The sequence below is a fragment of the Hydrogenoanaerobacterium saccharovorans genome (assembly GCF_003814745.1).
GTDB lineage: Bacteria > Bacillota > Clostridia > Oscillospirales > Ruminococcaceae > Hydrogenoanaerobacterium > Hydrogenoanaerobacterium saccharovorans.
Genome location: NZ_RKRD01000001.1, coordinates 306,310 through 320,657 on the forward strand (window position 1 = coordinate 306,310; position 14,348 = coordinate 320,657).

General features: G+C 43.2%; 11 protein-coding genes and 1 tRNA gene. 7 read left to right on the forward strand and 5 right to left on the reverse strand.

Annotated elements, in window-relative coordinates; translation table 11 throughout:
* Positions 1-6: 6 nt before the first annotated feature.
* Positions 7-2,031: an ATP-dependent DNA helicase RecG gene (gene recG / locus EDD70_RS01425; protein ID WP_092753727.1), complete on the reverse strand. Its 2,025-nt coding sequence runs from the start codon at positions 2,029-2,031 to the stop codon at positions 7-9.
* 130 nt (positions 2,032-2,161) lie between these two features.
* On the opposite strand from recG, the gene EDD70_RS01430 reads away from it, so the two are divergent.
* Positions 2,162-2,237, forward strand: a tRNA-Lys gene (locus EDD70_RS01430).
* Positions 2,238-2,333: 96 nt separating this feature from the next.
* Here the strand turns inward: EDD70_RS01430 and EDD70_RS01435 are convergent.
* Positions 2,334-3,995, reverse strand: coding sequence for a DUF7743 domain-containing protein (locus EDD70_RS01435; RefSeq protein WP_092753725.1), 1,662 nt, complete (start codon positions 3,993-3,995; stop codon positions 2,334-2,336).
* A 158-nt stretch (positions 3,996-4,153) separates the two neighbouring features.
* On the opposite strand from EDD70_RS01435, the gene EDD70_RS01440 reads away from it, so the two are divergent.
* From EDD70_RS01440 to EDD70_RS01450, 3 genes are all read left to right on the forward strand, one after another.
* Complete coding sequence (locus EDD70_RS01440; protein WP_092753723.1) at positions 4,154-4,846, forward strand: response regulator transcription factor; 693 nt, start codon at positions 4,154-4,156, stop codon at positions 4,844-4,846.
* Complete coding sequence (locus EDD70_RS01445) at positions 4,843-5,907, forward strand: sensor histidine kinase (protein WP_092753721.1); 1,065 nt, start codon at positions 4,843-4,845, stop codon at positions 5,905-5,907. Before EDD70_RS01440 ends, EDD70_RS01445 begins: the two co-directional genes overlap by 4 nt.
* 137 nt (positions 5,908-6,044) lie before the next feature.
* On the forward strand, positions 6,045-7,187 hold the full coding sequence (locus EDD70_RS01450; RefSeq protein WP_092753719.1) for a hypothetical protein: 1,143 nt from the start codon (positions 6,045-6,047) through the stop codon (positions 7,185-7,187).
* Positions 7,188-7,559: 372 nt separating this feature from the next.
* Here EDD70_RS01450 and EDD70_RS01455 read toward each other — a convergent pair whose 3' ends face one another.
* Both EDD70_RS01455 and EDD70_RS01460 read right to left on the reverse strand, forming a co-directional pair.
* Positions 7,560-8,627 (reverse strand): HAMP domain-containing sensor histidine kinase, encoded by a 1,068-nt coding sequence (locus EDD70_RS01455; protein ID WP_092753717.1) that lies wholly within the window; start codon positions 8,625-8,627, stop codon positions 7,560-7,562.
* Positions 8,624-9,298, reverse strand: a complete 675-nt coding sequence (locus tag EDD70_RS01460; RefSeq protein WP_092753715.1) for a response regulator transcription factor — start codon at positions 9,296-9,298, stop codon at positions 8,624-8,626. The genes EDD70_RS01455 and EDD70_RS01460 overlap by 4 nt, the downstream gene beginning before the upstream one ends.
* Before the next feature lie 223 nt (positions 9,299-9,521).
* Here EDD70_RS01460 and EDD70_RS01465 point away from each other — a divergent pair, with 223 nt between their 5' ends.
* The 3 genes from EDD70_RS01465 to EDD70_RS01475 all read left to right on the forward strand — a co-directional run bounded on the left by EDD70_RS01465 (position 9,522) and on the right by EDD70_RS01475 (position 12,044).
* Positions 9,522-10,274: a DeoR/GlpR family DNA-binding transcription regulator gene (locus EDD70_RS01465; protein WP_092753713.1), complete on the forward strand. Its 753-nt coding sequence runs from the start codon at positions 9,522-9,524 to the stop codon at positions 10,272-10,274.
* Positions 10,275-10,351: 77 nt separating this feature from the next.
* Positions 10,352-11,131 carry a dihydroorotate dehydrogenase electron transfer subunit gene (locus EDD70_RS01470; protein ID WP_092753711.1) on the forward strand — a complete coding sequence of 260 codons (780 nt, stop codon included), beginning with the start codon at positions 10,352-10,354 and terminating at the stop codon, positions 11,129-11,131.
* Positions 11,124-12,044 (forward strand): dihydroorotate dehydrogenase, encoded by a 921-nt coding sequence (locus tag EDD70_RS01475; RefSeq protein ID WP_092753709.1) that lies wholly within the window; start codon positions 11,124-11,126, stop codon positions 12,042-12,044. The genes EDD70_RS01470 and EDD70_RS01475 overlap by 8 nt, the downstream gene beginning before the upstream one ends.
* A gap of 63 nt (positions 12,045-12,107) precedes the next feature.
* Here the strand turns inward: EDD70_RS01475 and EDD70_RS01480 are convergent, their stop codons facing one another.
* Positions 12,108-14,339: a sensor domain-containing diguanylate cyclase gene (locus EDD70_RS01480; protein WP_162840867.1), complete on the reverse strand. Its 2,232-nt coding sequence runs from the start codon at positions 14,337-14,339 to the stop codon at positions 12,108-12,110.
* Positions 14,340-14,348: the final 9 nt, after the last annotated feature.

Below are 14,348 nucleotides of genomic sequence, written 5' to 3' on the forward strand. Positions count from 1 at the left end.
TTACCTCTAGATACTTGCATTTTTAATCATATTTTGCACCTGCCCGCGTAGCAAAATATGGGCAGGCTGCGAAAGAGCAGGGTCACCGGCGAGCAGTTCGGCAGCTGCGTCTTGCGCAAGGCGCAGCAATTTTATATCGGTGAGCATGTCGGCTATTTTAAGCTGTGGCAAGCCGTGCTGACGGCTGCCGAAAAAGTCACCGGGCCCGCGCAGTTTTAGGTCTTCCTCTGATATTTTAAATCCGTCTAAAGTATTTTTGATTACAGAAAGCCGCTCGGTGTCACTATCCGATACAAGGATGCAAAAGCTTTCTTTGCTGCCCCGCCCGATGCGTCCGCGCAGTTGGTGAAGCTGGCTTAATCCAAAACGTTCTGCGTTTTCTATCAGCATAACCGTTGCACCCGGTACATCCACGCCCACTTCGATGACAGTGGTAGAAACAAGCAACTGCGTTTTGCCTTCGGCAAAAGAACGCATTACCTTATCTTTTTCGGCAGGCTTCATTTTGCCGTGCAACAAGCCTACGCTGTAGCCTTTAAAATCTTGTTTTGCAAGTTTATGTGCATATTCGGTAGCCGATTCTAACCCCAAGTCGGTTTCGCCTTGCTCTACCAAAGGGCATACGATATACCCCTGCTGCCCCGCATCAAGGAGCTTTTTCATAAAACCATAAGCGCGGTGGCGTTTGGGTAAATCAATCACATAAGTTTTGATGGGCTGACGCCCCTTGGGCAGTTCATCGATAATCGAAACATCTAAGTCGCCGTAAATAATCAGCGCCAGTGTGCGGGGGATAGGGGTTGCAGACATAACCAGTACATGCGGGTTGCTGCCTTTATGGGATAGAGTCAGCCGCTGTGCCACACCAAAACGGTGCTGTTCGTCGGTTATGACAAGGCCGAGATTGTGAAATGAGACATTATCTTGAATTAACGCATGGGTACCCACAATAAAATCGATTTCACCATTTGCAAGAGCCGCTTTAACGTTGCGTTTTTGTGCGGCGGTAAGCGAGCCGGTAAGCAGCCCCAATCGAATGCCCACGGGGCTGAGAAGGGCAGTAAGTGTACGGTAATGCTGTTCGGCTAAAATCTCTGTAGGCACCATCATAGCAGTTTGATAGCCGTTTTGTACGGCAAAGTAAGCGCAAGCTGCACCCACCAAGGTTTTGCCCGAGCCAACATCGCCTTGTATCAACCGGTTCATAGGTACATCCTTACACAAGTCAGATGTACATTCTGCAATCACGCGCGCTTGTGCATTGGTAGGGGTATAAGGGAGGGTATTATAAAAATGTTTCAACGATATGTCACCCATTTTTGTACCTGTTTCGGTTTTGCTGCCGGTGCGCAAAAATGACATGGCGAGGTTGAGGACAAGAAGTTCTTCAAAAATCAGCCGTTTGCGTGCGATTTCAAGCGCATGGTCGGATGCAGGCTGGTGAATGTTGCATAAGGCAAAAGTGCTGTGACAAAGCTCGTAGCGGCGGCGCAGGTCACTGGGGATGGGGTCTGCAATGCTGTCTTGAATCAGCTCAAGTGCTTGTGTTACATTTGTTTGTATCAGTTTGGAAGAAAGCCCTGCGGTGAGCGGATAGATGGACAGAAAAGTTTGGCTTTCATCATAAACCATTACCATGGGTGCAGACATTTCACGGCGGGTTAACCGCCCTGCCACTTTGCCATAGAACAAATATTCGGTATCCGGTTTTAACGCATCCACCGTGTATTTGGCGTTAAAAAAGGTGATGATCATATCCGATACACCATCGGTAACTGTGACCTTAAACAGCGATAACCCTTTTCGAATGCGCTGTTCGCCGGTTTTAGCCACCACGGTTGCCACAATAGCACAGGGCTTGTCATACGGGGCGCTTGCAATTGCTTGCGGCTGCGAAAAATCGATGTAAGTGCGCGGGTAATAGTGAATGAGGTCCTCTATTGTAAAAATGCCGAGCTTACCGTAAAGCAACCCCCGCTTTTCGCCTACTCCTTTGAGAAAGCGAATGGGCGTATCCGTTTTAGAATTCATCGTTTTTCACCGCCTTTCTCTATTACATCTATTTTACCTTGTTTGTATTATAGAAACAAGCAAAAATTTAGGGAAAAACAGTTGACAAGCGGTTATTTAGCTGATATAATAAATAAGTTCCGAAAAACAAGAGCCACTAGCTCAGTTGGCAGAGCATTTGACTTTTAATCAAAGGGTCCGGAGTTCGAATCTCCGGTGGCTCACCAAAAAACAGGGTACTCAATGAGTACCCTGTTTTTGTTTTGTTGTTATTTCATAAAAAACAGACCGATTCATATTGAACCGGTCTGTTTTCATATCTGCTAATCTTCTTTGCCGTTTACATAAAAACCAACATCGCGGGGGAGCTTCACTCTATCTTCCTCTTCATCGTCAGTATCCATAATATCTTTGGGGCAATAGGTTGTGCTGTTTTTCGCGTTATCGGTAACCTTGGCGCTTACCAAATCAAATGTACCGCTTCTCTCATTTTTTTCTATCGAGAGAGTGCCTTCATAGCATTTGGTAATAGGGTTATAATCTTTAGGCGAAAATCCGATGCTCATGCTGCGCCCGTTTTCTTCGTTTTTAAAGCGGAGATAAATGCGGCGGATACCCGAATGATCGTCGCTTGCTTTCACCGACACAGTCAGCTTTCCGGGTGCGTCCACACCTGCTTGGTTAAATGTTACGCTGTCCAGCTCCGGCGCAGTGGTGTCAGCAGCTTTGCCCTGGCTTTCAACTTGGAAGTGAGGCTCCTGTGGCAGCAGTTCAAATTCGCAGTGGTCATCTTGCTCGCTTTCGGGGCCGTAGTACTGGCGGTTGCCTGCTTCATCACTTACCAAAACACGGTACAGTTCAAAGTTGCCTGCCTGCTCGTGTCTTCCAATATCAAGGGCTTTTACATAACAGCCTGTTGATGGATTGTAATCATTTTTGCTGAGCATAGAAACCGCTAGTATACGGTCGTTGCTTTTATTTTTAAAACGAACCGATATTTGCTTAACACCCGAGAGATTGTCGTTTGCCTTTGCCGAAACAACAATTTTACCGCCTGCATTTGCTGTTGTTTTGTCAATGCTGACGCTTGTGAGCGTTGGTGCGATATTGTCTGCATTTTTATTGCTTACGGTAAAGCTCGGCTCTTGAGGCAATGCGAAGTAGTCCCATTTTTTGTCATCCTCAATTTCTTGTTGGGGCAGATACTTTTCTTTGTTTTTTGCTTTATCCGTCAGCATAGCACTTTTTAGTACAAATTCACCTTCAGGTTCATATTGTTCTATTTCAATGTTGCCGCGATATACGCCGGCGGCAATGCGGTTGGTTTCTTGCAAAGTAAGTATCTGTGTACGGTCGCTGTCCTCATTTTTAAAGGTGAGTGCAATGCGATCTATCGCAGCAGCGGTATCGGTTTTAACGGTAACATACACATTGTTGTTGCCGTAAACTGTGGTTTTATCAAGGGCAATGCTGCTGATTTTAGGTGCTTTGCCAGTTTCTTTTTGCTGGGTTACAGCAAAACCGAGTTCCTGTTCTAAAGGCAGATTGTGGTTTGCTTTTGAAAGGCTGCCTTGCGCGGAATAGGTTTGAGAGTTCTTTGCATTGTCGTTTAGCGTAACGCTGTGCAGAACAAAGTTGCCTGAAGGCTCAAAAGCAGGGATGGTAACTTCTTTTTGGTAAACATCTGTAGCTGCATCGTAATCTCTCGATAGCATGACTGCGCTGATGGTATGGTCGTTGCTGCTGTTGCGGAACGTTACCGAAACATTTTTGATGCCGGACTTATCATCGGCAGCTTTTACAGTGAGTGTGAAAACACCGGATGCACCGACAGTGGTTTTATCAATACTGATATGATTAAGCACAGGCGGGGTCCAGTCGGTTTGGTCTGCAGCTTTGGCTTGTACGGCAAAAGCTGTGGTGCTGCCTGCTGCCATAGTTGCTGCAAGTGTTACCGCAAGTACCGTTTTAAGATGCTGTTTCATCTATTTTCCTCCTTTATTATCGTTATGTTACCAGTATAGCTTTTAAAAGTTAAAGAGTAATGGAGTAATAGTTAAGGTTTCTTAATTATTACCGCATTTCAATTTTATCTTTAACTGATATAATAGATAAGAAAGCACTACAAAGAGGGGCGGAAAGAATGCAGAAAATTTTAATTGTGGATGACGATAATGCCATTGCGGAATTGATGTCGGATGCACTGGAAGATGAGGGATTTGAAACTGCGGTTTGCGGTAACGGCGAAGAGGCATTGGCGCTTTTAAAGTCAACAGCAAATATTTCGCTGATACTTTTGGATGTGATGATGCCAAAAATGGACGGGTTGGAGCTGTGCCGCAGAATACGTGATACGGTCACCTGTCCCATACTTTTTGTAACAGCCAAAAACCGCACGTTGGATACCATGCTGGGTTTGGAGATGGGCGGCGACGATTATATCTTTAAACCATTTGTTGTGGAAGAACTGGTTGCACGTGTAAAAGCACATTTGCGCCGTGAAAAGCGTACCATGCTCAGCGATACCAACGACAGCCTTGCCTTTGGCGGCATTGAGCTTAAAAAAGACAGCCTTGAAGCATTCAGAAACGGCGAGGCGGTTGCCCTGTCTCCGCGGGAGTTTCGCCTGCTTTACTATTTTATTAAAAATGCAGGCAAGGTTTTAACACGAGAGCAGATATTCAACGGGGTTTGGGGCGTGGATTATGGCGATATCGGCACTGTTGCAGTGAACATCAAAAACCTGCGCGATAAAATCGACCCCGATAATGAGTACATAAAAACAGTTTGGGGTGTAGGCTACAAACTGGTTAAGCCATCGGGTGATGTACGATGAAGCTGAAAAAGCGCTATATCAGTATTCGTTATAAGCTTACCTTAACTATTTTAATCGCATTTGTTACGAACTTCTGTTTTTTAATGGCATATTATCTGTTTTTGGTATCGGATGACATACCGAAAAATTTTAATCAGCTTCAGCTTGCGCTCCATCGTGCCAACTACCGCAACCTGCTGTTTGCTGAGCTGCTGCTGATTGCACTGATGCTGGCGGTTGTTACATTTGTCATTTATTTAAAAGTGGTGCGTCCCGTTGAGGCCTTGAAAAAAGAGATGGAAGATTATCAAAACGGTATCAAGCCCAAGCCAGTAAATAAAAAAGATGAAATTGGTCAGCTGCAAAACCAGTTTGTACAGCTTACCTGTGATATTGAGAGAGAAAAGCAGACGCAAAACCGCATTATTGCATCGATTTCGCATGATATTAAAACACCGCTTACCTCTGTAATGGGGTACGCGGAGCGTCTGCAAAAAGGCGGGCTTACCCAAGAGCGTGAAACGCGGTATATCAAAACCATCTACGATAAATCAGTTTGCATCAAAGACTTGATTGAAGAATTTGATGATTACCTCAGCTGCAATCTGCAAAAAACACTCAAGCTGCAAACAATTACGGTGGAAGAACTTTGCCGCATTCTATCGGCAGACTACCGTGATGAACTCGAGCAGATGAAGGTGGATTTTACGGTGAATACAGATTGCCCGCAGGTTTGCCTGTGTTTGGATGTTGCAAAGCTGCGGCGGGTATTCGGCAACATCATCAGCAACAGTATCAAGCATTTTGGCGAAAACAACCGCAGTATCAATGTAACTTGTGTTCAACATAAAAAAACGGTGCAGTTTTGCATCAGCGACAGCGGCACAGGTGTTTCGCCAGAAATGCTTGAGCGCATTTTTGAACCGCTCTATACTTCGGATGCGGGAAGAAGTGTTGCGGGGCTTGGGCTTGCTATCTGCCGCGAAATAGTGCGCGCGCATGGCGGTAAGATATGGGCAGAGAACAATTCAGCCGGTGGGCTGAGTATTATTTTCACACTAAAAATAAAAAGTGACCAATAGATTACAGATTTCTTACAAAATTTTCTCAAACCTCCGAAAAGTTCATCTTAGGTTCATACAGCACCCGTATCATCGTTACAGGATCAGCGGTGAACGGAGAACCGCAAACCTATAATAAAATTTTGGAGGAATAAACAATGAAAAAAGTACTTTCTCTTGTTTTGGCTGTTGTAATGTGCTTTGGTATGTGCACCGTAGCATTTGCAGCCAAAGACACCAAGCCAATGAGAATCAGAGTAATTGACAGCGGCTACTACACTTACGATGATGATGACGACAAATTGACTACCCTCAATAAAGCAGATGCGAGCTCTCTTTCTGCAGACGAGACCTACTATATTCAAGTTAAAGCAATAGACAAAGAAACTAACAAAGAGGTTGACATTACAAAGCTGTCCGACCTTGATAACTATAAGGTTCGCTCCAGCATTGATGAGGGTGCTTCCTATATCTCATCTAAACCTTCTTTTGTAATTAAAACAGTAAAACAAATAGATGAAAAAAAAGATGCTTCTAAGAAAATGGCATTTATCACCTTTTCGACTGCTGACAAGTTCAACATGGAAGAGGTAGACCTCGACATGGAGATCAATGTTTACGGTGACGATTCTAACTGCAAGATTCTGTTGAACAACGATGAAGATGCAGATGCAAAAGATGAAAAAACCATCACTCTGTTTACAAACTCCGAAGTAAAATACGGCGAGACCGAAGCTAAAACCTATGTAAAAGTTGACGGCCCTATCGTAAAATTCGATGATATCGAAGACGACTGCGAGCTGGAGTTCGGCGACGACGAAGTTACCTTTGAAGTAAATGCAAAAGACCAGAAAGACCTGTTCTTAAGATTGGACGATTCTGACGAAGCACTTGAGGACAAATACCCCAACGCTGACTTGACCATCGTTTACTTTGCAGGCAACAACAAAACCTTCCGCCGCAACGGTACTCTCACTATCCCTGTAAAAGCAGCAGAAGGCAAAGACGGCAAACTCGTTGCTCCGTTTATCTACGAGAAAAACAACGGCAAACTGTCTGTTTGCAAAGACGCTAAATACAATTTGGATGATGAGAAATTCACCATCAAAACAAACAAACTCGGCAACTATGTTATTTCTGATGTAGAGTTGAAAACTGAAGCTGCTACAGATGAAAAAGGCGAAGAAACCAAAGATGGCGCAGAGAAAAACCCTGATACCGGTGCTAACGATTTCGTAGGCCTGGCTGTTGCTCTGGCTGTTGTTTCTGTTGCAGGCATTGCAGTTGCAAAACGCAAATAATGTTTGTACACGCCTCTTGTAAATAGGCTTAAAAAGCAGTACCGGTCTCCGTCGGTACTGCTTTTTTGTGTATTCATATATTATTTTGTAACTAAATGTAGTAAGATTGTAGCCTGAAGTTCACAGTAGATTCACACTGGCGGGGTAATCTAATATCAAGCCAAAAGGTACTGTTGCAATAGTGCAAATGCAGCAGTTGGCGATGTACTTTCAATTCCTCCATGAATTGAAAATTTCTCCCACAACGGCGAATGGACAGTGATGTTTCTCCACATCACTGCCGCTTGCTGTTACACAATAGTTTATCCCCTAAACAAGGTTTGATAATCTATAAAAAAGACGATGACGGTCGCTTTCCCGTCATCGTCTTTTTTATGCTTTTTCTGATGTAGCGGGCAGGCAAACCGTAAAGACGGTGCCTTTGCCTAGCTGGCTTTCAACAGAGATTGTCCCGTTGCTTAAATCTACAATGCGTTTTGCAATTGCAAGCCCAAGACCGTTGCCGTGGTGTGTGCGTGATTCATCAGCCTGATAGAATTGTTCAAAAATACGCTTTTGGGCAGATTCAGAAATGCCCACGCCATTATCTGATATGGTTACCTGTATATTTCCTCGGCTTTGTTGCAGAAATATGCCCAATGTGCCGCCTTGGTTTGAAAACTTAATGGCATTGTTCAATAGGTTAATCCAAACCTCCTGCAGTAAATCGCGGTAACCTATGTATTGGATTTCATCAAGTTCCAGTTCTAGAATCAATTCTTTGTCTTCCCAGCTCCTCTCTAACATCAGCAGTGTTCTGCGCAGCTGTTCATCTAAAGAGAAAGAACTTTTTTGCTCGGGAATGGTTCTGTTTTCAACTTGAGACATTTTAAGCAGATTATTTGAAAGGTTTGCAAGCCGTTCTGTTTCTTCAATAATGATTTCAGTATATCGTAAAAATTCATCTCTGGGCAGATTTTCGTCGCTCAGCAGTTTGGTAAAGCCTTGTATTGATGTAATAGGTGTTTTAAACTCGTGGGACACATTACGTACAAAATCTTTGCGAAGGTATTCATTGTGCCTCAGTTCCTCCGCCATCGTGTTAAAACTTTCAACCATCTGCTCTACTTCACTGGTATGAAATACAGCACGCATGATATGATTGATATTCTTTTTTGGTTTAAGCTGTACTTTAAAATTACCTTTTGCAACTTCTTCAAGTGATTTTGAAAGCTGAGTTAATGAATTTGTAAACCGTCTGGAGAGTAAGGCAGTGAGAATATTGCCAATAAAAAGACAGATGAGAATTACTTCTGCAGGTGACCGCAGCATGTTAAAATACCAAACCACCAAAGCCGTAACACTGCAAGAAACTAATTGAATGGCAAAGACAGAAAAAACAAACAGGCTGCGAATGGATGGTGCATGGATTGCTTTAAGAAGGCGCTGTTTTATATTCATACATTTTTCACCGCCTTGTAACCCAGCCCTCGTACCGTGACAATATCAAACTCATCCAAACAGTCAAATTTTTCACGCAGTCGCTTAATATGTACATCAACAGTACGTTCGTCGCTCGCCGTATCCAACCCCCAAATTTCGTCCATCAGCTGCTGACGTGTAAAAATTTGCTGAGGGTAGCTGAGCAGCTTGTACAGCAGATAAAATTCTTTCTTAGGCAATTCAATCGTATCGGACGGGGTAGTAACGGTAAGGGTGTTGCAGTCAAGCGTTACCTTGCCTATCACCATGCGGTGTTCGCTTACGATTTTTGCCCGCCGAAGCAGTGCGGAAACTCTGAGCAGCATTTCATTCATATCCACGGGCTTTACCATGTAGTCGTCGGTACCCAGTTCAAACCCCTTCTTTTTATCTTCGAAAGTTTCTTTTGCGGTTACCATTAAAATAGGCAGTTCATAATTGGCTTGCCTCAACCCTTGGGTAAGTTCATACCCGTCCATTTCCGGCATCATAATGTCACATATCATCAAGTCGATGTGCTGGCAGTCTAAAACTTCCAATGCGCGCAACCCATTTTCACACCCAAATACACGATAGCCTGCGTGTTCCAAACACGTAGACATCAATTTCCGTAAGTTTTTTTCATCCTCTACAACTAGTATATGAAACATGAAACCACCTTCTTCCAAGTAAAATATTCCAATCATATTATAAATTTTGTCTATGAATTGAAGATGAATTGGTCATAAGAAGTTTATAATAAAACTATCGAAACCTTAATAAATTTGTTAAAAATGGGTAATAATGGTTGAAAAAGGAATGAATAAGAGATAAACTAAATGATAATAAGATATAACCTATGCATCGAAAAAATAGATAGGGAGGAGAGCGGTTATGATCGCCTCGGAACGGGCAATGTTTATTATAAACCAGTTGAACAACAGAGGAATTATTGGTTTAACAACGCTTGCAAAAGAGCTGAATGTCTCAGATACAACAATTCGCAGAGATTTTGAAAAACTTGAAAACGAAGGTAAATTAAAGCGTGTACAGGGTGGGGCGGCACGCGTTTGTGATTGCGAGCAAGCACCGTATAGCACTTGGTTTAATGAGATAGTAACTATGAATGATGCAGAAAAAGGTATGGTTGCAAGACATGCAGCACAGGTTGTGAAGGACGGAGAATGTGTATTTTTGGATGCAGGAACCAGCATGGTGCCTTTGATCGATTATTTGGCAAACAGAAAAGTTAAGATTGTTACATACAACGAACTGATTGTGCGCAAACTGATAAACCCGATTGCAGAGATTTATATTATAGGTGGGCAATTTGCTTCAAACCATAGCATGAGCATCGGCCCCATCGCACAGGAAATGCTGGACCAATTTTATTTTGACCATATATTTTTAAGCTGCTCAGGGGTAGATTTAGAAAATTCGGTTGCTTATACCAATGAAATGGAAAGCGTTATCATGAAACGAATCGCACTTAAAAACACCAACCATCGGTATTTGCTGGCTGATGCTGATAAATTGAACAAGCGCGGATTTTATCAGTATACCAGTACAGAAAACTTTGATGCTGTGTTTTGTACGCAAGATAAACTAAACCGACAGATACCCGATAATTTTGTTATGGTGCTGTAAAATTGATGGTGGTGCTTATCCACAAAAGCTGATATAATAATACAAGAAAAAACAGCTCACAAGTTGGAGGAACAAAGATGAAAAAGGAATTTGCCGTTGTGGAAACACGTATGGTAGCCCCCCATGTAGCAAGCCTTACGGTACTGGCACCAGAGGTTACTAAAATTTGCAAACCGGGGCAGTTTGCGCATATCTACTGCGGGGGTGGAATTTACAGCATCACCCGTCGTCCACTTTCTATCTCTAAAATTGACGATGATAAACTTAGCTTTCTCTTTCACGTAAAAGGAGAAGGGACCCGTTGGCTTGCAGACCGCAAGCCGGGCGATTTCGTGGACATGATGGCACCTTTGGGTTCAGGCTGCTATCAATTGCCTGAAAGCGGAAGCATCATCATTGCAGCAGGCGGAATCGGCCTTGCACCTGTAATATTCCTTGCACAGACGGCTGTAGCAAAAGGGCTTAAGGTGTCGATGGTATTTGGTGCACGCGATCAGGACAATGTGTACTGCTTGGATGAGTTGGAGCGACTTGGCATAACTGTGCAGGTAGCTACCGAGGACGGCAGCGTAGGTGAGTGCGGTTTTGTTACTGCACCGTTAGAGCGTGCTTTGCAGCACGAAAAACCATGCGGCATTTTTAGCTGCGGCCCCGTACCAATGCTAAAGGCGGTGGTAAAACTGGCAAAGCAATACGGTGTGCCTGTGCAGGTTTCGATGGAGGAACGCATGGCTTGCGGAGTTGGTGCCTGCAAAGGTTGTGTAACAACCGTAAAGGATGCGAACGGTACCCACTACAAAAACGTATGCAGCGACGGCCCTGTATTTTACGGTGAGGAGGTGTTCTTCGATGAATAAACCCAATATGAGCGTTGAAATAGCAGGTATTAAAATGAAAAACCCTGTTATGCCGGCGAGCGGCTGTTTTGGTTTTGGCGAAGAATACACCCCTTATATGGATTTAAACGAGCTGGGCGCGATTGTTGTCAAATCGGTAACGATGAACGAAACTGCGGGCAACCCCGGCCCGCGTGTTTGCGAAACACCTGGAGGTATGCTCAATGCTATCGGCTGGCAAAACCCCGGTGCAGATGTGTTTATTCATGAGAAAATGCCGTTTTTGCGTCAGTTTAACACCCCGATCATCGTAAACTTGGCAGGCAAAACGGTAAAAGAATATGCAGAGCTTGCTGCAAGATTGGATGAAGTGCAAGGGATTTCGGGAATAGAGCTGAACATATCTTGCCCCAACGTTAACGAGGGTGGGGTAGCGTTTGGTACCGACCCAAAACTTGCTGCCGAAGTAATTGGAGCGGTGCGCAGCAGCACAAAACTGCCGCTGATTGTAAAACTTTCGCCAAACGTTACAGATATAACGGTGATGGCAAGGGCAGCGGAAGAAGCGGGCGCAGACGCTATTTCACTTATCAACACATTCACTGCAATTGCAATTGATATTAAAACCAGAAAGCCAATTATCGGTAACTTTACCGGCGGGCTTTCCGGCCCTGCAATAAAACCAGTTGCGTTGTATATGACCTACCGTGTTGCAAACGCCGTAAGCGTACCTGTCATTGGTATGGGCGGTATTCTTCGTGCCGAAGATGCAATTGAATTTTTGCTTGCGGGCGCAACTGCCGTTGCAGTGGGTATGGGTACTTTTGTTAACCCCACTGCAATGCCTGAAATTATTAAGGGCATTGAAGATTACATGATTGAAAATAAATTTGATGATGTGCATCAGATAATCGGCGGGCTAATTTGCAAATAATACCCCATAATTGATATACAAAAAAACAGGAGCTTCCAATCGGAAACCCCTGTTTTTTGATTTTTATTCACTTTTATAAAATGCGTAACGGTCTTTACCCGAATTCTTGACAAGATACAGGGCAAAATCGGCATTTTTAATGAGTTCTTTGTATGTTCTGCCGTCAGTAGGGTAAATTGCGATGCCGACGCTGCCGGAGATGCGATAGTTTTGGTCGTTACCGGTATAAATTTCATGGAATACCTTGCAAAGGTCGTTTGCTTTTTCCATAATTATTTCACGGGAACCGACATTTTTTAAGAATACCACAAATTCGTCTCCGCCAATGCGCCCGATAATATCGGCAGGGTGAAACAGCTGTAGCATATTTTGCGATATTCTCGAAAGTACGGCATCGCCGAATAAATGCCCAAGATTGTCGTTAACTCCTTTAAAGTTGTCCACATCAATAAAAAGCAGAGCATGAAAACCGTCGCAGCCCTCATCTTGCAAAAAATTGCTGATGAGCGTTTGAGTAGCGGCTTTGTTGTAAAGTTTTGTGAGCGGGTCGCGCTGCGATGCTTCTTTGAGCCTTTCGTTCTCGCGTTTGGATTTATCAATATCGGTTATTCTGCCTACAATTTTTAAGGGGCGGCTTTCATCACCCCGAATAAGCGATACTTGAATTTGGCACCACAGGTAGCCACCGTCACTTTTTAATATGCGGCACTCCATCTCATCATAATTTTTTTCTCCGCTTATAATGGAGGCAAAAAAATTTTTATATTGAAGTTGATCATCGGAATAAACAATGTTATTTTGTATATTACTTTGAGGAAAATGATGTGTTACAGGTGGATAACCAAACTTTTTTTCGAAATTTTTGGTATAAAAGATTTCATCGGTATCAAGGTTATACTCAAAAATAACACTGTGTGATTGTTCGCTGACGATGCGATACCGTTCTTCGCTCAACCTCAATTTTTCGGTAGCCAGTTTGGTTGCAGTAATATCCATTACAACCACATAAACCCAATATCTGCCGCTTGTGTCTTTTACAAGCTGCCCTCGGTCAAACAACCAATGTATTTTTCCATCCTCGCTGACAATACGAAACTCAAGCTTGTAACTGTCTTTCCGGGCAAACTGTGTATTTATATCCTGTAAAACACGGTTACGGTCGGGTTGGTATACCATATTCATTACGCGGTTGTCAAAGCGTTCGCGAAAGCGCTTTTCGGTGCAGCCAAACAATTGCAGCAGCCCTTCGCTGATAAAGTCGAAAGTCCAATCTTCGTTAGCAGCATAGCGGAATACTCCGCCCGGGATATTGGCTGTGAGTGCCTCGAATTTCTGGTTGGTATCGGTGAGTTCACGGGTATTACACCGTTGCATATATACAACATAAATTAGCAGCCCAAGCAACACAACAAGCTCTTTCAGCACCAGGAATAGCGCATAGTGCGAAATATCTTCGGTTTGAGAGCCAACATAACGGGCAGGCACTACGGTAAGCACATACCAGTCATTCACACCTGCGGGAGCATAACTTGCAATGTGCGGCTCGCCGTTTTTGAAATAGCGCATAATGCCGCTTTTATTTTCTGCCATATCTCCCACAAATTTATTTAGACTGTAACTGCGCTCGAACTCTTGATTTTTGAGCAGGTCAATATAATTGGAACAATCATTTTGGAACATGGATTGTGTGATAATCTGTCCGTTTTGCTTAATGATGTATGTATAACCTTTACCGTTAAAAATTTCAATATCTAAAAGTTCAGAAAAAATATTTGTACTGCAAAAACCTGCCAATACACTTACAATATGGTCGTTTTTATAAATGGGTACCGAAAACACAATGTGTTCTGCGCTGTTTGTTGCAGGGCACTCTAAGGATGCAACGCAGTTTCCCCCTGTCATTGACTTAATAAAAAAATCCGAATTGCTGCAATCAATCATTTTTCCATTGCTTTGGTAACCTTTACCATCTTTAGTTATAATACTGAGGGAATGAAAATCGTTGATATTTGTTTGTTTATCTAAAACTTTGAGTGTGCGGTCACTTATCAAGTCAGGGTCTTCCCGAACAAAAATAGATATTGCGTTTAGGGTATAAAACATATCCGAAATTCTTTTTTCGAGTGTATTGATGATTCTTTGATTATTTTCTTGCAGCAGCGTTTGGGTTTGGGCTCTCAGTTTGTTGTTAACCAAATGAGTAAAATCATAAAAGGAATAAATTATAATGGCAAGAATAAGGCTGGCAAGAATGATATGTTGAACCGTTTTTTTGGTTGCATTTATTTTTAACACAAATTCCCC